Source organism: Pectobacterium nicotianae, from assembly GCF_023272715.1.
GTDB classification, from domain to species: domain Bacteria; phylum Pseudomonadota; class Gammaproteobacteria; order Enterobacterales; family Enterobacteriaceae; genus Pectobacterium; species Pectobacterium brasiliense.
Map to the genome: position 1 here is coordinate 93896 of NZ_CP096821.1, position 20409 is coordinate 114304.

Here is a 20409-nt window from a genome sequence, read left to right on the forward strand (position 1 = left end):
GTCATCATCAATGTTAAGGGTCTTTCTCGTTGTCAGGAGAAAGACCGTTGATCACGGCCTGTGAATGGCAATCAAGCCACTGTCTTTTCTGTAAACAGGTTCTCTTGTGCAAATCGCGTTTCATGGGCAGACGGCGTTTTGCCCTGATGTACGGCTTTTTCCGGCAGCGCAGCACCCGACGGGGTTGTGACGGTGCGTTTCCCTACATAGCGTGGGATGAATGACACCACCCACACCACGATGTTGAGGAAGGCCAGGATAATGTTGCGTATGACAGGCGGCGCGTAATCGGCCAGACGCAGGTAGCCGCGAAAACCGAGTGCCAGCACATCAACCAGACTTTCGACCGGTTTATCCTGCGGGAAGCTGTCTTGCCAGAGTGCCCAGGTGTCTGCGCGGGCAAACGTACACTGAATAAAATCAATATGCTGGCGGATGGTCAGGTTGGTCATGCGCAGGCCAATCTTGTTGTCGAACGCGCGGGTGACGCTGAACGGGAAGGCGTATTCCTGCTGACCGCGTTTTAGCAACAGTGAGACGTTGTCCCCGACCTGAAGAATGCCCGACTCGCGGGCTTCAACGCCGACGCCGCCATCGGAATAGTCGCGCAGGACACAGGGGAAAAGATGACCATCGGCACGGAGAATGGCGGCGGACATCGACATTTCCACCCGGTGGGCCTGACGTACCTGCTTGGCTTCTACGGCAACCGCGACGGCTCCGCCTAAAATGGTCATGTTGTACACGACCCACAGCAGGCTGATGAGCACCGTCATGATCTCTTCCGGCGGCCCGTAAATCAGACGCCAGAGGCCATACACCACACCGGCGATATTCAGCAGCACCAGCACCAGATAAGGCCGCGTAATCACCCAGTCGACATGCTGTTCTTCCACCAGTCCGCCTTTGGCCGTCACGTTGAATTTCCCTTTGTGCGGGTTAAACAGCGCGACGGTAGTCGGGCGGGCGATGTACCACGCCAGCACGGTTTCATAGATCTCACTCCAGAACGAGTGGCGGTAGCGTCCCTGAATGCGCGAGTTGGTCAGGCTGGCGTGTACCATGTGCGGCAGCACGTAGAGCGCGATGGCCAGCGCCGGGGCGAAGATGATGTAGGCATGCAGCAGGAGGAACGCCAGCGGCGCAGTCAGGAAGATCAGCCGCGGAATACCGGACAGAAAGTGCATCATGGCGTTGGCATAACATAGCCGTTGCCCCAGTTTCAGCCCCTTGCCGAACAGCGGATTATCCAGCCGGAAGATTTGCACCATGCCGCGCGCCCAGCGAATACGTTGCCCGATGTGCGCCGAGAGGCTCTCGGTTGCCAGTCCGGCGGCCTGTGGAATGCGGATATACGCCGAGCTGTAGCCAAGGCGATGCAGGCGCAGTGAGGTGTGGGCATCTTCCGTCACCGTTTCGACCGCAATCCCGCCAATCTCATCCAGCGGTTTACGCCGCAGGATGGCGCAGGATCCGCAGAAGAACGTGGCGTCCCACATATCGTTACCGTCCTGAACCAGACCGTAGAACAGCGTGCCTTCATTGGGCGTACGGCGGAAGCGTCCCAGATTGCGTTCGAATGGATCGGGCGAGAAGAAATGGTGCGGCGTTTGCAGCATCGCCAGCTTTTTGTCTTTGAAGAACCAGCCCATGGTTAATTGCAGGAAAGAGCGGGTAGGGACGTGGTCGCAGTCGAAAATGGCGACGAACTCGCCTTTCGCCTGTTTCAGGGCGTTGTTGATGTTCCCGGCTTTGGCATGTTCGTGTGTGACGCGGGCGATGTAATGGACGCCGACTTCTTCTGCGAAGGCCTTAAATTCGGCGCGGCCGCCGTCATCCAGAATATAGATGTTGAGCTTATCTTTAGGCCAGTCGATGCCTAGCGCGGCATACACCGTCGGTTTCACGACGCTCAACGGTTCATTGTAGGTCGGGATCATGAGATCGACGGTCGGCCACGTTTTGCTGTCTTCCGGCAGTGAAACTGGGTGGCGGTTCAGCGGCCAAATTGTCTGGAAATAGCCCAGAACCAACACGACCCAGGCATAGGTTTCCGCTGCCAGCAGCAGCAGGCCACAAATCAGACTCAGCGGATCGTCCCAGTTCAGTGTTTCAGTGTAGCGCCACCACAGGTAACGGCAGGAAACCGTGAAGGAAAGGGCGATCATCATGAGCGTCGGCATGCGTCCCGGCATGTTGCGCACGAGCATGGCGATGCACCACAGCAGCGTCATGAAAATAAACTGCGACAGCAAATCAAACGGCTGCGTGATGCACAGCAGCGCCAGCGCTGCACACAGCAGGCTCAGCGCGACCGTCACCAGCCTCTGAAGGCGGCTTGTCTTGACTGAACCTGACTCATCGTCTTCGCGATCGTCAGTATTTGCGTGGCTAAAGCGGGCGAACAGCGCTTGCTGCGCGTTCATGTAGCGTTGCCGCCAGCGCGGCAGTGCGGAGAAGTAATTGCGGCGCGATGTCGGCAACTGGCCATTTTTGATGGTTAGCAGCCAAATACCCTGCGTCAGATAGCGAAGAATATCGGCCGGACGCGGGCGTTGAGGCGAAATGTGTGGGAACCAGTAGGTTCGCTGCGCGCGAATCTGTTGCCAGCCCTCAGACTCCAGCCGCAGGAAGATCCAGCCGAGTATCGCAAACAGCGTGGCGAAAAAGGCGGCAAAGGCGGAGGCACCCTGCTGACGATAGCCGCGATAGCGCTGCTGTATCGCCTGTCTGGCGGGCGGAACAAGGAACAAGCGCAGGATTCCACTCATACGCCGCTTTCCTTAACGTGAATCAGGCACCAGTTTGCCAGCGTCATGATCTCTTCCGCTGCCACGCTGTCCGGGCGACATTCGCCCAGCGGCTGCTTCAGCATCAGCGATTCTGCCAAGGCCTCGTCACGGTGTACCACCAGCGGCAGCAGGTGTGACAGCGTGTGCAGCCAGAGCTGGTGCAAATCCTGTTGAAGTGTGCTGAGAGTAGAAAATTGATTCACCAGAAAATGGCACTGACGCGGCAACGCCTGCTGATGTAAGCGCGAATGGCAGTTGGCATCGGCCACCACCACCTGAAAAACGGTATTCGCGGTGGCTAACGCCTGCCGCGTGAGCGGGCTATTGTCTGCCGGTACATCGATCAGTATCCAGCGATGGCGACCCGCCGCGCTGAGCTGTGCCAGATTGTTTTGCCAGAGTGCGGGGTGCTGGTGGTAATGCTGTTGAAGCGTCGCGATCTCATGTGTATTCAGGCGACCAAACGGCAGGAAATCCAGTCCAGGGAGATATTGCATGGCGCCCGTTTGCCACGGCGTGCCATCGGCTTCCGCTCGCGCCCAGCCGCGGCGCTGTTCAAACGGCATATTAAAATTAATGCGCAGCAAGTTGTCCGGCGAAAAATCAATCACCAGCGCGGATTCGCCCAGCCGTTGGAAGGCCCAACCCAGCGCGGCGGCGATTGAGGTGGTGCCTACGCCTCCACGGATTCCCTGCAAAGCAATCACGGGCATCGTCAGTCACTCCCGGCCGGTTCTTTTAATTCATCCAGCAGCGGCCAGCGAGCCATCATTTGGCTGAGACGCGCCTGACGGGCGATATCGATATAGTTTATTTCAGGTAAAGAAAAAGCCTGACTGAGAACCCGTAGATCGTCGTCGGTTCTTGCATTTTCGGTTAAATCGGCGCGTGCGCTGGTATCTATACGAGTCGGTTCGTTATTCATCCCATGCCTCTGAAATAGGCTATCCATTATCATTGATATCGATAAAGGGAAAACATCCAAATAACAGATGTGGTGCGTCTTTTACTGCACCCATAACAGACAGTCTGGCAGATGAAGGGTTACGCCTTTGCTGTCTTTAATAAGGAGTCAGGTGTGCCCGTTAACTATAGCAATGAATTGATGATTGCAATGTGAATAGGAAAAAATAGTAACGGGTGATTTATCAAGGGATAGGAATAATTTATAGCGCAAAGTTGTGATCCTTCGGGGGGCTGCTAGAGTTTATTTTGACTGTGTTATTAAGGTGGAACGCTGCCATTAACGGAAAAGAAATCAGTCTATGAAGCAGAACTTTTCATTAGGTATTCGTGACCTTTGGGATGAGCTGGTTACGCTCCAGCAGGCGGGCTTTTATTGGGTGAATATTGATCGGCAGGTTGATGCCGCCTTATTTTGCCAGCAAATCATGCACGGCCAAAATAACGACGCGAGAGTGGCGTTAATAGGCTGTGGGGAACGATCTGATTCTCTTCTGACGGCATTGTTTACGACAGAAAATAATAACGCCGGAAAGAAACAATTATCCTGCTATGCATTTCCGGAAAATAAAGCCGCGTTGCTGAATTTAACCGATGACTTAATGCGCGCATTGCGCCCCAAAAATCGTCTGTTAGTGCTTTATGCCCCAGCCAGCCTGTGGCGGGATATCTCGCCAGAAAGGCTCCAGCGCTGGATCGATGACACCGCGGCATGGCTGCATCAGCGCCAGTGTACGCTGGTAGTGATCAGCCACAGCAGCGGCGTAACCCGCCTGAGGAATATGCTGATTTCTCAACATCGTGGACTCTATGGTTTAGCCAGTCTGCAATGGCAGCAGGATCGCGCGCAGTATCTGGTGTCATGGTGGGCAACGGAAAGAGGCGTGCGGGCGAATAAGGTGCAGATGCTGCAATCCGACAGTGACGGGTGGTACATGCTGAAGGAAGAGGAGCCGATCCTCACGCCGTCTCTGGATGATGACGGGCTCTTCCTGATGGAAAAGAGCGTGATGGAAGGCGCGCCTGCGCTGTCAGAAAACTGGCAGCTATTGGACGACAACGATCTTTTGGTACAAACCGGCATGCTGACCCATGCGGCTACCCTCGTTTTTGCGCTCAATCAAACCAGCCAGGTGGATACGCTCGTTAAACAGGTGCATAGCCTGCGGCGGCAGCGTGGTGAATTGCTGAAGATTGTGGTGCGGGAAATGAAGCCTTGTCTGCGCGCCAGCGACGAGCGTCTGCTATTGGCATGTGGCGCGAATATTATTGTCTCTCATTCAGAACCGCTATCCCGTTTCCTGACGCGGATTGAAAGCGTGCAAGGGCAGCGCTTTACCAAACACGTTCCTGTCGATGTTGAGGTCTTGCTGACCACCATGCGGCCGCTACAGATTAAGGGCTACCAGCCCCCTGATATCTTTCGGCAGTCTGTGCAGATGTTGATTGATAGCACGCTGATGCCGGAAGGCAGCAAGGGCGTGCTGGTCGCCTTGCGCCCCGTACCGGGCGTGCGGGCGGCGCAGGCGTTGACGCTGTGCACGCTGCGACGCTTTGGTGATGTCGTCACGATCGCGCAGGGTCGCCTGTTTTTGTTCCTGTCCAATTGCCGCCTGAATGAGCTGGATATCGCGCTGAAATCCATTTTCCGCCTGCCGGTGGATGAAGCGTTCAGCAATCGGATTGTCTGGTCACAAGACTTACAGATTCTGGCAGAAGTTAAATCGCTGGTGCAGGGCGATACGCTGGAGCAAGAGCGGCAGATTAACGACTATGTGCAATTGCAGCAGACCGAATCTGCACCGCGCAGCCAGGTGACGCGGCGTGAACCTATTGCCATCGATCTATTGGCACCCGATCTATTGGGTTCCAATTTGCGGGCCCGCGCACCGGGAGAGCCGTCATGAACCTGATTGATATTGTGCAACTGGTGTTATTGAGCGCGGTCGTTTTCTTTACGCTTGGCTATCTGGCGCACCGTGTGATCCCCCACTGGCTTCAGTATTGGAAAAACAGGCTGTTGTCACCGCGTTACCTGAAACCTGCGAGTGTCTGGATGCGCAGCTCTTCTTCAACAAAGACGGTCTCAACCAAGCCGACTTCAGCAGAGACTAAAAAATAAAATGGACGAAAAAAAACCTACGCAGCAACAGGATACGCAAAAACAGCAAAATATATGGCGCTACTGGCGTGGGCTCGGTGCCTGGAATGTGTATTTTTTGCTGAAATTTGCCCTGTTATGGTTTGGCTACCTGAATTTTCATCCGCTGCTTAATCTGGTCTTTCTGGCGTTTCTACTGTTTCCGATCCCCAATGTCACGCTGCACCGCTGGCGTCATATTATTGCCATCCCGCTCGGTATCGGGCTGTTTTACCACGATACCTGGTTGCCGGGTATCAACAGCATTCTCAGTCAGGGGTCTCAGGTTGCGGGCTTTAGCGCAGCCTATTTGCTGGAGCTGTTCAATCGCTTTATTAACTGGCAAATGGTCGGTGCAGCGGTGGTCATTACCGTGGCCTATCTGTTCTTCGCGCAGTGGATTCGTATTACGGTGTTTACCGTGGCGGCGCTGGCGTGGTTAAACATCGTCAACCTGGCAGGCCCGGCGGTATCGCTGATGCCCGCGGTATCAACGGCGTCCACACCGTCGTCGGCGGCATCCCCAACGGGCGGAGATACTGCGCTACCCGAGGCCACCTTACCGCCAACGAATGCCAATCTCACGGCTTATCTGAACCAATTTTATACACGAGAAAAAGCGCGAACCACGGCGTTCCCGGCTACATTGCCGCAGGATGCGCAGCCTTTTGACCTCCTGATTATCAATATCTGTTCGCTGTCGTGGTCGGATTTGGAAGTGGCACAGTTGGAAAACCATCCGCTGTGGAAGAAGTTCGATATTCTGTTCCGTCAGTTTAACTCTGCCACCGCGTATAGCGGGCCGGCATCCATTCGCCTGCTGCGTGCAAGCTGCGGCCAGCAGTCCCACACCGATTTGTATCAGCCGGTGAACCAGCAATGTTACCTGTTCAGTAATCTGGTGAAGCTGGGCTTTGAAGAACAGCTGATGCTCGACCATTCCGGCGTCTTTGGCAATTACCTGCGTGAGGTGCGTGAAGAGGGCGACATTCAGATCCCAATGCTGTCGCAGGAGGGCATCAGTCACCAGATTACGTCGTTCGACGGTGAGCCGATTTATAACGATCTGGAGCTGTTAAATCGCTGGCTGGGTGAGCGGGGTAAAGCGACGACAACCCGTAACGCGACCTTCTTTAACCTGATTCCGCTGCATGACGGCAACCGCTTTGTCGGCAGCAACCAGTCGGCGGACTATGCGCCACGCGCGAAGATTCTGTTTGATCAACTGGATGCGTTTTTTGATGAGTTGCAAAAATCCGGCCGTAAAGTCATGGTGATTGTGGTGCCGGAGCACGGCGCGGCGCTGGCTGGGGATAAGATGCAAATGTCTGGTCTGCGCGATATTCCCAGTCCGAGCATCACGCATATTCCTGTTGGCGTGAAACTGTTTGGCCTACAGGCACCGCATCAGGGCAATGCGCTGGAGATTGCGTCGCCGAGCAGCTATCTGGCGATTTCGGAGCTGGTGGCGCGCATGGTCGACGGCAAAGTGTTCACCGCGCCTTCTGTTGACTGGCAAGCACTGACGAGCGCACTGCCGCAAACGGAAGCGATCTCGGAGAATGAGAACGCTATCGTGATGCAATATCAGGGAAAACCTTACATTCGTCTGAACGGCGGAGACTGGGTGCCTTACCCGCAATAATCTCACCCCATCACTTTATCGGGCAGGCGAGAATCCTGCCCGATTCTTCAGTCTGCTCCCCGAATAGCGATACTGGCTTATGCAGGGGATATCCCCTATTCTGAGGCCGCGTTACCGCTGTTGCCAAAGGTCGCCTAGGATTAAGATGAAATCCCCCGAACATCAGCAGAAAACAGCGTTAAGGCGGCGATAAGCTGCCTTATACTATTTGCCGCGTGTAAATCGTGTTGCTGTGTGTAACGCGTGCGCATTTTTCGCGTTGTATATTGCTCACCTGTTTGTTGTTTGGTGGGCCAGGTATTCAGGTCTGCATAAAAGGTTGACGGAGAAAGCGCTTGCGGCTCAGACGTTCATTAACGATTAAACAGATGACAGCCGTGTCTGCCGTGGCACTGGTGACGATCAGCCTGTTTATCGTCATACAGCTCTTTCACTTCGTTCATCAGCGCCGTGAAGATTATGCCAAGCAGTTGGAGAGCATCGCCTATTCCGTGCGTCAACCGCTGACGGATGCGGTGTTACAAGGGGAAGTGCAGCGTGCGGGCAATATTCTGGACAGCTTATTACCCGTTGCCTTTCTGAGCCGGGCCGATGTGCTGCTGCCGGATGATTTCCAGACGCTGCACGCGAATTTCCCGAAAGAGCGTCCGGTGCCAGACTGGATCGCACGGGTCTTTAAGCTGCCTATCCGCATCTCTATTCCGCTTTATTCGCCGCCGCAGACGCAGTATTCGGCTCCACTGGCACATCTGGTGTTGCAGGCGGATTCCTACCGGATGTATCAATTTATCGTCAGCACCTTTTCAACCATGCTGGCGACGTATCTGCTGCTGGCGCTGATTATGTCGATCGCCATTACCTGGTGTATTAACCGCCTGCTGATACACCCGCTGCGTGGGATTATTGTCGAGTTACAGAATCTCCCGCCGGATGACATGCTCCACCGCCAACTTACGCTGCCGCCCTGGCATCAGGACGATGAGCTGGGCGCGCTGGTGCGCAGCTATAACCGCAATCAACAACTGCTGGCGCAGTCGCTGTCTGTCGGAACGGAAGGCGCGGAGCTGCCGGACAAGGCGCACTTCATGCGACGCCTTGAACAGCGTCTGGCCGATGCGACACCGTTCAGTCTGCTGGTTTTCGGGCTTGATTCGTCCGCCAGCAAGCAGGGCAAGGTAGACATGCTGGCGAAGCAGCTCAGCGTGGTGATTGAAGAACAGAACGAGGCTGGGCTCATCTATCTGGCGCGTCTCGACTGTGATGAGTTCGCTATCATCGGGAAGCAGCTGCAATCCGCCGGACAGGCGCAAGATTGGGCGCAAAACGTGATGCTGGCGATTAATTCTCCCTTTTTACCGGCGGGCTCCCAGCCTGCGCGGGCTGTCAGCGCCGGAATCCTTACCATTACCGATCCTCGACCCGAGGATGCGGCACTGCTTTTATCACAGGCACGTTTTGCTATGCAGCTGGCGCGGCGTGATAAAAAATCCGGGATTCATCCTCTCACGGTGCCTTCCTGAGTATTTGCAGGTAACGCAAATGTTACTTTTCATAGAAATGTTTCCTGAACGGCACATTCCCCGTATGACGGGCGTTTGAGGGCTTTTCAAGGCAACATTTCTGCCGAAAAAATGTGCATCTGTTACAAGTAAATTGCACTGATGTTTCTTTATAATTCCTGCTGACGTGATTCAGCTCTTGTTTTTAACCTGTCGTTCACAAACTAAACTTATAAAACATTCTCAGCTTGTTATTGCAATGTTACTTTCCGGCGCAATCACAGGCGGCATTTTCGTACCCTATTCCCCTCCTGTGTTTTCCCCACCATAGGACGTATGTATGAAAACATCAATTTTTAAAAGTCTTTATTTTCAAGTTCTTGCCGCCATTACAATAGGGATACTGTTGGGGCATTTCTACCCCCAGCTTGGCGAGCAAATGAAGCCGCTGGGCGATGGGTTTGTTAAATTAATTAAAATGATTATTGCGCCGGTTATCTTCTGTACGGTAGTCACCGGTATCGCAGGCATGGAAAGTATGAAGTCGGTCGGTCGTACTGGTGCGGTCGCCCTGCTGTATTTTGAAATCGTGAGTACGATTGCGCTGATTATCGGCCTGGTCGTGGTTAACGTGGTGCAACCTGGCGTGGGCATGAACATCGACCCAAGTACGCTTGATGCGTCTGCGGTGGCGGTTTATACCCAACAGGCTTCGCAACAGGGTCTTATTCCGTTCCTGATGGACGTGATTCCGGCGAGTGTGGTCGGTGCGTTTGCCAGCGGTAATATCTTGCAGGTTCTGCTGTTTGCTGTGATGTTTGGCTTTGCGCTGCACCGCTTAGGGCCAAAAGGCAAAGTGATTTTTGACGTGATCGACAGCTTCTCCAAGGTCATTTTCGGCGTCATTAACATGATCATGAAACTGGCTCCGCTGGGTGCGTTCGGTGCAATGGCCTTCACCATCGGTAAATATGGTGTCGGTACGCTGATACAACTGGGGCAACTGATCGCTTGCTTCTACATCACCTGTGTTCTGTTTGTGTTCCTGGTGTTGGGCAGTATTGCCAGAGCGACGGGCTTCAGTATCTTCAAATTCATTCGCTACATCCGTGAAGAACTGCTGATCGTACTGGGCACATCCTCTTCTGAATCCGTGCTGCCACGTATGCTGGAGAAGATGGAGAAGGTCGGTTGTAAAAAATCGGTCGTTGGTCTGGTTATTCCTACCGGCTACTCGTTCAACCTGGATGGCACCTCCATCTATCTGACAATGGCCGCGGTATTTATCGCTCAGGCGACCAATAGCCACATGGATATCTGGCATCAGATTACCCTGCTGGTGGTACTGCTGCTGTCCTCTAAAGGTGCAGCGGGCGTGACGGGAAGTGGATTCATCGTGCTGGCGGCAACGCTGTCTGCCGTGGGCCACCTGCCAGTTGCCGGTCTGGCGTTGATTCTGGGTATTGACCGCTTTATGTCAGAAGCCCGTGCGCTGACCAACCTGATTGGTAACGGTGTGGCGACCATCGTGGTAGCAAAATACTGCCGCGAGCTGGACGAGAAGAAACTGGATGCTGAGCTGTCTGGCACCAACAAGAACGATAATGGGATTACACCGACTGCACAGTCATAATTCCGATACGGTTTTCTAAATCAGTTCCCCACGGCGTTAACGCCCCGTGGGGAATTTTTTGTCTGCCAACACCTCGAACCAAACCGTTTCCCTTCCTTTTCTTACCCGCCCTGAAACGTAAAAATATTGTTAAATATGACTATTTTTACCTTTTTTGCAGATTATTTCGTCTTCTGGAGTGACATAGACAAAAGCGCGCTGTCCAAGGGAATGGTACACTTCGCGTCTTTAATTTTTTCCGTGATATATCCACGAGAGTGTGCGGTGGCAGACGCAAGGCCACCATAATGATCAACAATAACCACATTATTATGTTGGATAGCTATGAGTAGGGGTTCACATGCAGGGCACCAAAAAGGCGCTTTTCGTTGGTGGTTTGTTGCTGGCTGTGGTCAGCAGCGGCGTGCAGGCTGAAGCACTACAGCCCGATCCTGCCTGGCAGCAGGGTAAGCTTGATAATGGTTTTACCTGGCAGTTATTAACCACACCACAGCGCCCCGGCGATCGGGTTGAGCTGCGTCTGGTTGTGAATGCCGGGTCGCTGCTGGAAAACGCCCAGCAGGTAGGTTTTGCTCATTTTCTTCCCCGTCTGGCCTTAGCGCCCGGCGATAAGCTGTCTGCCGCCCAGCAGCCTTCTATGTGGATGCGGGATGCTAACAGCTCACGCGTCCTGCCTCCGGTCATTGTCTCGTATGACTTCACGTCGTATAACCTGAGTTTGCCGAATAATCGCCCCGAACTGCTGAAAGAAGCGCTGACGTGGCTTGCGGAAAGCGCAGGGCAGATGACGTTCGACGAAAAAAGCCTACAGGCCGCGCTGAAGGTGCCCGATCAGGTAGCAACCTTTCCGATTAATCCACAGGATCCGAGCTGGCGCTATCGTCTGAAAGGCTCGCCTCTGTTGGCGCACGATCCTGCTCAGGACGTCAAACCGCCGTTGAATGGCGAGCAGCTCCAGCAGTTTTATAAAACCTGGTACACGCCAGATGCGATGACGCTCTACATCGTCGGTCATGTGGATAACCGCAGCGTGATCGAGCAGATCGGGAAAGCCTTCTCCCCGCTGGAAGGGAAACGTGAAGCGCCCGCGCCGTTGCCGACACTGAGCCCGCTACCGCCGCAGGCGATCAGCCTGATGAATAACAACGTCCAGCAGGATACGCTGTCGCTGATGTGGGATGCTCCGTGGCACCCGATTCGTGAATCGCAGGCGCTGGTTCGCTACTGGCTGGGCGATATGACGCGGGAAGCGATGTTCTGGCACCTACAGCAGGCGCTGGAGAAGAGCCCGCTGAAGAGCAACAATCTCCGCTTCGACTGCAATGTGTTTTATACCCGTTCTCAGTGCGCGATTCATATGGATGTCCCGAATAGTGAGGGCGTTGAGCCGGGCGTGACGTTTATGGCGCGTGAGTTGGCGACGCTGCGTGAAAAAGGGCTGACGCAGCAAGAGTTTGATGCGCTGATTGCGCGCAAGACGGACGAGCTGAACAAGCTGTTTGCGACCTATGCGCGGACCAGCACGGACATCCTGATGGATCAGCGACTGCGCTCCCAGCAGAATGGCGTCGTAGATATTTCTCCCGAGCAGTATCAGAAACTGCGCCAGACCTATCTGTCCGCGTTGACGCTCGATATGCTGAATCAGGAACTGCACCAGCAGCTGGTACAGGATACGACGCTGATGTTGATTCAACAGCCCGGTGAACCGGAAGCGAATATGAAAGCGTTACAGGAAGCCTACGACCGGATTATGACACCGGCGACCGAGCCGGTTGCCAGCGCCGCGGCTGCGCCGGAAGGGGCCATTCCTGAAGGAACGAAACCGCAGGAAACGGCACCCGCCGCACAGTAATTCGTTAATCAGTAACTCATTAATCAGTAAATAGAAAAGGCCGCAATTGCGGCCTTTTACTTATTATTACGCGACAGCCTGTTTATGCAGGCATTGCCTCTAGCGGGATAATTGCGCCACGGTATTGAATGACCGTGCTGGCTGTCAGGTGACCGCGCTGTGCGGCTTCCTGCGTGCTGCCGCCGTTCAGACGTACTGCCAGATAACCTGCGCTGAAAGAGTCGCCTGCGGCGGTAGTATCGACCACTTTCTCTTTTGGCAATTTGATCGCCGGGACATCAACCAGCTCTTGTCCGCGTTCAGACACAATACAGGAATCGGCACCGCGTTTGATGACCACTTCGTTAACGCCCAAACCGTGCGTCCGATCCAGCACCGCTTCCAGCGGCTGCGTGCCCCACAGCATGTCTTCGTCATCCAGTGTCAGGAAAGCGATATCGGTACAGGACAGGATGTCGGTGTAGGCCTGCTGCGTTTCTTCTTTGCTCTGCCACAGACGCGGGCGGTAGTTGTTATCAAAAATCACTTTACCGCCGTTGGCGCGGCAGGCGCGCAGCAGGGCGAGAAGACGCTGACGGCTTTCTGGGTTCAGAATCGCCAGACTGATACCACTCAGGTAGAGATAGTCAAACTGTGCCAGCGACTGACCGATTTTTTCTGCTTCCGGGCTGTCCAGCCAGTAGCGGGCTGCGGCATCATTACGCCAATAGTAGAATGTACGCTCGCCGCTATCGTCGGTTTCAATGAAGTATAAACCGGGCAGCTTGTTGTCCAGTCGCTGAATCAGGTCGGTTTTCACCCCTTCTTTCTGCCAGGCGGCAACCATCTCGGTACTGAAGCTATCGGTGCCGAGCGCGGTCACGTAATGTACGCCCAGCTTATCAGCGTTTACCTGACGGGCAATGTAAACGGCAGTGTTCAGCGTATCGCCGCCAAATCCACGGTTAAGATCCGTGCCCTTCTGCGACAGTTCGATCATGCATTCGCCGATTACGGCAATGTTAGTAGTTGTCATCACTTTTGGCCTGTTTGAAAAGGTACCCTGCACCTGATGTTTATTGGGTATAAAAAATGCGGAAATTAACGTCAGTCTCAACATTACGCGAGACTGAGTCAATAGCCTTGAAACGATGTTTTATTTTTTCATGACGCAGATCGGAAAACCAGTGCTTTCACGCTGCTTTTAGCGATCGGAGGGGGGCGCTTTCTCTTGCTCATTCTTATCCGTCGAGGTGTCGCCTTTGTAGTTCGCCGTGGCGATCCAGGCGGCGCAGAAGAGCGTCAAACGCGCGAAGAAATAGAAGAACGCCATCAGGCCAATGACCGAACCGAACGCGGCACCGGAAGGTGAGCTGGCCAGTTTAGGCAGCGCGACGGTCATCGCGAACTTGATCACTTCAAAGCCCACGGCGGCGATTAGCGTGCCGCGAAAGAGCGCTTTGCGTTTGGGTTTATGGCGCGGTAAAACGAAAAATATCCACAGGAATAACAGATAGTTGGCGAAGATGGAGATGGACAGGGCAATCAGCGTCAACGCGGGGCGCAACCACTCGATGCCATCCAGCCCCAGCGCGGTCACAATCATGTTCTGCGCGGTGCCAGCAACGGAGGTCAGGAAAAGTGTAATGATCAGCGCAATGACCAGACCGGTCAGAGACAGGAAATCCCGCGTGTACTGAAAGTAAATCTTCTCTTCATCTTTCGGGTTCCGTTCCCATACGTCACGCGACTGGGCGCGAATCGCCTCACGCAGGTTTCCCATCCAACTGATGCCGGAATAGAGTGCGATCAGCAAACCGGTAATCCCCACGGTAGTACGCTGCTGTACGGCGGTGTTAACGGTACTTTTCAGCGTATTGGCCAGGTTAGGATCGCTGATACTGTTGACGATACGGTTAATCAACTCCGTCAGCAGGTCAGGGTTGGAGGCCAGCACGAAACCCACGGCGGCAAAAGACACCATGAGAATCGGGATCAGCGACAGAAAGGAAAAATAGGTAATGGCCGCGCCAAACTGGTTGCCCATCCGATCGTTGAAACGTTCGCCTGCGCGAATCAGGTGCGCCACGCTGGGGATCGCCTGAATACGGGCGACCAGACGCTTACTCTTGCCCAGAAACGAAAGGGGTTTCTGTGGTGATTTATCCCCTTCTGGGGTTGACGATGTTGACTGGCGCTCCGGATCTGCCGGTACAGGCATTGCGTTTCTCCTGTGTTCGGGATTATAAGTTTGATTATAACCAACAATATAAGAATGTTACTTTTCGATGTTTTTCTGAACGTACGTCATACACGGACGTTAAGCGAGTGAATTTTCCATGCCAACACCTTCCCCATCCGAACCGGCGCTGAGCGGTCTGCGCCTTAATCTGCGCATCGTTTCGATTGTGGCGTTCAACTTCGCCAGCTATCTGAATATCGGCCTGCCGTTGGCGGTGCTGCCGGGGTATGTGCACGATCACCTTGGCTACAGTGCATTCTGGGCCGGGCTGGTGATCAGCCTGCAATACTTCTCCACGCTACTGAGCCGCCCGCATGCGGGCCGCAGCGCCGACGAAAAAGGACCGAAGAAAATCGTCGTCTGGGGGTTGGCTGGCGTCATGCTGAGCGGGGTGTTCTACCTGATTGCCGCCTTTAGCGACGCCTCGCCTGCAATCACGCTGCTGTTGTTGTGTCTCGGGCGTATCGTGCTGGGAGCCGGACAGAGCTTTGCCGGTACCGGTGCAACGCTCTGGGGCGTCGGTGTGGTTGGTTCCCGACACATCGGGCGTGTGATTTCATGGAATGGCATTGCCACCTATGGCGCGATGGCGATTGGCGCACCGCTCGGCGTCTGGCTCAACCATATCGGTGGGCTAAAACTGCTTTCCGTATGCATTATCCTGATCGCAGCCGTGGCGATTGTCCTCGCGCTGCCGCGTCCGGCGGTGCAGGTCGCACCGGGGAAAAAGATTCCCTTCCGCGAAGTGCTGGGGAAAGTCTGGGTTTACGGCATTATTCTGGCGATCGCCTCTGCGGGTTTTGGTGTGATCGCCACCTTCATCACGCTGTTTTATGCTGACCGGAATTGGGAAGGCGCGGCGCTGACGCTAACCATTTTCAGCTGTGCCTTTGTCGGTGCACGATTGGTGTTTCCTAACAGTATTCAACGGTTTGGTGGGCTGCGCGTGGCGATGGCGTGCTTCGTGGTTGAGATCGTCGGGTTATTGCTGGTCTGGGGAGCGACGCAGCCGCTGATGGCGGAAGTTGGTGCATTCCTCGCGGGGGCGGGTTTCTCTCTGGTGTTCCCGGCATTAGGTGTTGTCGCCGTTCAGGCCGTATCGCCGCAGAATCAGGGTAGCGCACTGGCAACCTATACGATATTTCTCGATTTATCGCTGGGCATCGTCGGACCGGTGGCGGGCGTGCTGATGGCCTATACCGGCATCGCCTCTATTTATCTGGCGGCGGCGCTGCTAGGGCTATGCGGTCTGGCACTGACGTGGCGGCTGACCCAGAGGATCGTTAACGTATAGAGAATGACAGTAACCACCTTGGTGGCTACTGTCCGACGATAACACCGATTATTTCAGCTTCAGGGTGTGGATGATGCCTTCAGCTTCACTCTGTGCCTGCTGTTGATTGCTGGCTGGCAGTGTGATCTGTAGGGTCAGCAGTTGGTTTTCCACTTTGCCCAGCACGACAGAGGAATAAGCCTGTTGTCCACTGCTGGTGATAATGCTGTCGAGCTGTTGCAGCTTCTTACCGTCAACATCGATGGTCTTGTTGGTGACAACCTGGAGGTTGGCATCACGCGTGCGCTGTTGATCTTCCAGGCGCTGCGTCAGCACGGTCAACTCTTCTGTGGTGTTGTCGCCCAGAATCACGATGACCGCTTTCTGCCCATTATCATTGGCGTAAACGTGCATGTTGTTCGCCTGCGTTCCCACTTTTCCACTCTGGTCACGCATGTCAGCCGGCAGAGTAAACGCGATCTTGCCTTCCATTAATTCAATATTCTGACCTGCGCTGGCTTCTGCGGCAGGTTTATCTTGTGCGCCCGCTTTTGCAGCGTCATCCGTTTTGCCATCACAGGCAGCAAGCAGGCCGACAAGCAAGCCGACACCGAGGTATTTGATTACATTCGACATGGGATCCCTTTCTCTCGTTTTTGAAACAGATAATCGTTTTAAACAGGTAATAACAGTATGGCACCCTATTCAGATAGCAAAAACAAGCATTTTGTTGTTGCAAACCGTTGTTAGTACCTGCGTTATTTTTACAAAACGATGAGTGACTTGATGAGAAAAGGCGGCGCAAATGGCCGCCTGATTGGCATTAATGGTGGCTGCTGACGGAGTGATAGTCGGGTGTGCCTTTCTGCTCGCTCAGACGTTTGAGCACCATGTTCAGCATGACGCCGTACATCGGCAGGAAGAAGGCCAGGCTGATCAACAGCTTGAAGGCATAATCCACCATCGCGATTTCAACCCAGTTTGCCGCCATGAAGGCATCGGTGCTGCGGTAAAACGCAATGAAGAAAAAGGCCAGCGTATCGCTGAAATTACCAAATACGGTCGACACAGCCGGCGCGACCCACCACGCGCGTTTCTGGCGCAGGCGGTTGAAGACGTGAACATCCAGAATCTGGCCGAGAACATAAGCCATGAAGCTGGCGCAGGCGATGCGCGCCACGACGATATTCACCTGACTTAATGCCTCGAACGACTGCCACGATCCCTGATAAAACAGGCTCGACACCAGATAGGAAATGACCAGAGCGGGCACCATCACGGTCAGAATGATACGACGCGCCAGCGGCGCACCGAAAACCCGTACCGTCAGGTCAGTTGCCAGAAAAATAAACGGGAAGGTAAACGCGCCCCAGGTGGTATGAAAACCGAAAATCAATACCGGGAGCTGGACCAGATAATTACTCGACGTAATGATCAGGACATGGAACAACGATAGCCAGATCAGCGCCGTAAGCCGCTGCTGGGGAGTAAAACGATACATAATGTGACCTTTTTGGTTATTGGGGTTAGGGAACCCAAGAGATAACGTGCAGATTTATGCTGCAACGCGGCGGCATAATACGCAATTGCTTCGTTAATGCAATGTGTTTTGCCAGGAAAAGATGGTTGTTTTCTGCGCAAACGTTGTCGTCGCTTGCGTCGGGAAATCCTCAGCGTAAACTAAGGCGGTTTTTTGATTCCTGTACTGAGAACGTTGATGACCGATCCCTTTACCAACCCGGATAAAACCCTTGATGCACAGGGACTGCGCTGCCCTGAACCTGTAATGATGGTGCGTAAGACGGTACGCCAGATGGAAACCGGGCAAACGCTGCTGATTATTGCCGACGATCCGGCCACCACCCGCGATATTCCCGGTTTTTGCGTGTTCATGGAGCATGAGCTTCTGGCGCAGGAGACCGAACAGCTTCCCTATCGGTATCTGCTGCGCAAAGGGTAATACTCGTCATACTTCCAGCCGCAGGTGCGCGGCGTTGCACCGCGCACCGTAGACTACGATTAGTCCTGTTTTCTCAAGAGCCGCAACGCGTTAGCGGTGACCAGCGCGGTTGCGCCGGAATCCGCCAGCACGGCGAGCCACAGCCCGGTAATGCCAAGAATACTGGTGACCAGAAATACCGCTTTCAGCCCCAGTGCGATGGTAATGTTCTGGCGAATATTGCGTTGCGTCGCCCGCGACAGGCTAATCATTGCCGCCAGCCCGGTCAGACGGCTGTGCGTTAAGGCTGCATCGGCCGTCTCCAGTGCCACATCCGTACCGCTTCCCATCGCAATCCCGATCGTTGCGGCTTTCATCGCCGGTGCGTCGTTGATGCCGTCGCCGACCATCGCCACGGGATGCTGCTGACTCAATTCGCTGACCGCCGTGACCTTATCGGCGGGGAGCAGGCTGGCGCGGTAATCGATCCCTAATGTCGCCGCAATCGCCGCCGCCGCGCGGGGATTATCGCCCGTGAGCATCACGCCACGAATCCCCAACTGCTGTAAGGCATCCAGCGCTTCACGCGCATCGTGACGTAGCGTATCGCTCAACGCCAGCACGCCGAGCAGGTTATCGTCCTCTTGCACCACTACGACGGTTTTCCCTTCGTTTTCCAGCGCCTCAACCCGTTGCAACCAGTCGGCATCAAGCAGATCGGACGCGACACGAGTCGGCGCGCTGACCTGAATCCGCTTGCCGCCAATCGTGCCTTCCACGCCGACCCCTGCCAGTGCTTTGCGGTTTTCCGCCATTGGCAGGAACGTGCTGCTGGATCGCGCATGCTGGACGATCGCTTTGGCAAGCGGATGGTGCGAACCGGACTCCACGGCAGCGGTGCGCATCAGCAGCGCCGTTGCGCTCACGCCCTCGGCGGGCAATACGTCCGTCACCTGCGGCTTGCCTTCCGTCAGCGTGCCCGTTTTATCGAACGCGATAGTCTTGATGCTGCCCAGCGATTCCAGCGCCGCGCCACCTTTAATCAGCGCTCCACGGCGCGTTGCGGCGGCTAGCCCGGACGTAATCGCCGCAGGCGTTGAGATCACCAGCGCACACGGACAGCCGATTAACAACAGCGTCAGGCCGCGATAAATCCACTCTTGCCACGGCTGCGCCAGCAGCAACGGCGGCACCAGAATCACCAGCAGCGACAGCAGCATGATGGCTGGCGTGTAATAGCGGCTAAATTTATCGAGGAAGCGCTCTATCGGCGCACGGCGCTCTTCCGCTTCTTCGATCAGTTGCAGAATGCGGTCGATCGCGCTGTTGCCCGGCTGCGACACCACCCGCAGCTGCACGACCCGATCGACGCACAGGCTGCCTGCGGCAATTTTCTCACCGGGCGTACGTTCAACGGGAACTGATTCACCGGTCAGCGCGCTTTCATCAAAGCTGGCGTCGCTGTTTAAGAGCTCCGCATCGGCGGGGAGCCGCCCACCGGGGGCGACTTCAATCACGTCACCGGGAACCAGACTGGCGACGGGAACGAGGCGTCGCTGCCCGTTGCCGACGACCGTGGCATCTTCGGGAAGCAGCGCCATCAGCGCCGTTACGCCACGTCGCGCGCGGTTTGCCGCGTAAGATTCCAGATGTTCGCCCAGCATAAACAGCAGCAGGATGACGGTGGCTTCGGTGGTGGCGCCAATCAAGAGCGCCCCGATGGAAGCCACGCTCATCAGCGTTTCAATCGCGAAGGGTGTACCCGTGCGAATGAGCTGCACCGTTTTCTTCAGTATCGGAATCAGCCCGATAATGGTGGTCGCGATAAACGCGATCTGCCCGCCGCGCTCGCTTAGCAGGGAAAGTCCCCAGCTTGCAGCAGCCAGCAGAGTGAAAAGTATTAAGAAACCATATTCATGCACGAAACGACGTACGGTCGAGGTGTCGGGTGGCGCGAGGGGGAGTTCTGTGTCCTGCAAGGCGAAGCCCGCTTGCTGAACGGCATGTTGAACCTGAAATCGAATATCGGTGTTGGCATCAACAACCAATTTTTCGGTGGCGAACAGCACTTTAGCTTGTTCAATTCCGGTGAGATTTTTTACTGCATTTTCGATTTTACGTGCGCAGCTGGGACAATCCATCCCGCTGATTTTCCAGCTGAAACGCTGGTGGGATCGGGGCCTGTCGCTGTCTCCGCCGTCGGGGTCGTCTGAATCCGCGCTACCGCCGCTGTCTGACGACGACTGATCTGTGCCACACGCGCTCTGTACTACGGCGTCAGACGTGTGTTTGGTTGAACAACAGCTGTGGTCGGCGTGGTTTGAATGCTGGGTGTGCTCGTTGCAGCAGCTTTTAGTACGGGATGGCGCACTGCGTGGCGCGTGGTGAACGCTGTTATTGCAGCAGGCTGATTTCTCAGTGCTGTGGTGCTGATGAGAGTGCATGTCTT

Annotated in this window: 16 protein-coding genes; 8 read left to right on the plus strand and 8 right to left on the minus strand. The window is 54.9% G+C overall.

The genetic code is table 11. The features are described from left to right. Positions 1-71: 71 nt before the first annotated feature. Genes bcsA through bcsR form a run of 3 tightly spaced genes read right to left on the minus strand, consistent with a single transcriptional unit; the run spans position 72 to position 3717 of the window. Positions 72-2771, minus strand: coding sequence for a UDP-forming cellulose synthase catalytic subunit (bcsA, locus tag MYB54_RS00385; protein ID WP_248721372.1), 2700 nt, complete (start codon positions 2769-2771; stop codon positions 72-74). After that, positions 2768-3505: a cellulose biosynthesis protein BcsQ gene (bcsQ, locus tag MYB54_RS00390; RefSeq protein WP_248721373.1), complete on the minus strand. Its 738-nt coding sequence runs from the start codon at positions 3503-3505 to the stop codon at positions 2768-2770. Before bcsQ ends, bcsA begins: the two co-directional genes overlap by 4 nt. A 2-nt stretch (positions 3506-3507) precedes the next feature. After that, on the minus strand, positions 3508-3717 hold the full coding sequence (bcsR, locus tag MYB54_RS00395; protein WP_014917065.1) for a cellulose biosynthesis protein BcsR: 210 nt from the start codon (positions 3715-3717) through the stop codon (positions 3508-3510). Between the two features lie 340 nt (positions 3718-4057). On the opposite strand from bcsR, the gene bcsE reads away from it, so the two are divergent. From bcsE to MYB54_RS00425, 6 genes are all read left to right on the plus strand, one after another. Next, positions 4058-5662 (plus strand): cellulose biosynthesis protein BcsE, encoded by a 1605-nt coding sequence (bcsE, locus tag MYB54_RS00400; RefSeq protein ID WP_014917064.1) that lies wholly within the window; start codon positions 4058-4060, stop codon positions 5660-5662. Then, positions 5659-5877 (plus strand): cellulose biosynthesis protein BcsF, encoded by a 219-nt coding sequence (bcsF, locus tag MYB54_RS00405; RefSeq protein WP_039465487.1) that lies wholly within the window; start codon positions 5659-5661, stop codon positions 5875-5877. The genes bcsE and bcsF overlap by 4 nt, the downstream gene beginning before the upstream one ends. A 1-nt stretch (position 5878) precedes the next feature. Continuing rightward, positions 5879-7540, plus strand: a complete 1662-nt coding sequence (bcsG, locus tag MYB54_RS00410) for a cellulose biosynthesis protein BcsG (protein ID WP_248721374.1) — start codon at positions 5879-5881, stop codon at positions 7538-7540. A 368-nt stretch (positions 7541-7908) separates the two neighbouring features. Then, positions 7909-9060 (plus strand): diguanylate cyclase domain-containing protein, encoded by a 1152-nt coding sequence (locus tag MYB54_RS00415; protein ID WP_039528884.1) that lies wholly within the window; start codon positions 7909-7911, stop codon positions 9058-9060. A 319-nt stretch (positions 9061-9379) separates the two neighbouring features. After that, entirely contained in the window at positions 9380-10672 is a 1293-nt protein-coding gene (locus MYB54_RS00420) for a dicarboxylate/amino acid:cation symporter (RefSeq protein WP_205594844.1), read from the plus strand. A 340-nt stretch (positions 10673-11012) separates the two neighbouring features. Beyond that, positions 11013-12527, plus strand: coding sequence for a M16 family metallopeptidase (locus MYB54_RS00425; RefSeq protein ID WP_248721375.1), 1515 nt, complete (start codon positions 11013-11015; stop codon positions 12525-12527). A gap of 82 nt (positions 12528-12609) precedes the next feature. Here the strand turns inward: MYB54_RS00425 and kdgK are convergent, their stop codons facing one another. Continuing rightward, a complete protein-coding gene (kdgK, locus tag MYB54_RS00430; RefSeq protein ID WP_039281551.1) occupies positions 12610-13542 on the minus strand; it encodes a 2-dehydro-3-deoxygluconokinase in 933 nt (310 codons plus the stop codon). 168 nt (positions 13543-13710) lie between these two features. Beyond that, the gene (gene yhjD, locus MYB54_RS00435) at positions 13711-14727 is read right to left on the minus strand and encodes an inner membrane protein YhjD (RefSeq protein WP_039465473.1); all 1017 of its coding nucleotides are present in this window, start codon (positions 14725-14727) and stop codon (positions 13711-13713) included. A gap of 118 nt (positions 14728-14845) precedes the next feature. Between yhjD and MYB54_RS00440 the strand changes: the two genes are divergently transcribed. After that, positions 14846-16042, plus strand: a complete 1197-nt coding sequence (locus tag MYB54_RS00440) for an MFS transporter (RefSeq protein ID WP_039465471.1) — start codon at positions 14846-14848, stop codon at positions 16040-16042. Between the two features lie 48 nt (positions 16043-16090). On the opposite strand, the gene MYB54_RS00445 is transcribed toward MYB54_RS00440, so the two are convergent. Together MYB54_RS00445 and MYB54_RS00450 are read right to left on the minus strand one after the other, a co-directional pair. Further along, on the minus strand, positions 16091-16657 hold the full coding sequence (locus MYB54_RS00445; protein ID WP_014917056.1) for a DcrB family lipoprotein: 567 nt from the start codon (positions 16655-16657) through the stop codon (positions 16091-16093). A gap of 187 nt (positions 16658-16844) precedes the next feature. Then, positions 16845-17522: a 7-cyano-7-deazaguanine/7-aminomethyl-7-deazaguanine transporter gene (locus MYB54_RS00450; protein WP_039281561.1), complete on the minus strand. Its 678-nt coding sequence runs from the start codon at positions 17520-17522 to the stop codon at positions 16845-16847. Positions 17523-17738: 216 nt separating this feature from the next. Here MYB54_RS00450 and tusA point away from each other — a divergent pair, with 216 nt between their 5' ends. Further along, positions 17739-17981: a sulfurtransferase TusA gene (gene tusA / locus MYB54_RS00455; RefSeq protein WP_012772835.1), complete on the plus strand. Its 243-nt coding sequence runs from the start codon at positions 17739-17741 to the stop codon at positions 17979-17981. 59 nt (positions 17982-18040) lie between these two features. Here tusA and MYB54_RS00460 read toward each other — a convergent pair whose 3' ends face one another. Then, complete coding sequence (locus MYB54_RS00460) at positions 18041-20404, minus strand: zinc/cadmium/mercury/lead-transporting ATPase (RefSeq protein ID WP_248721376.1); 2364 nt, start codon at positions 20402-20404, stop codon at positions 18041-18043. Between the last annotated feature and the right edge of the window lie 5 nt (positions 20405-20409).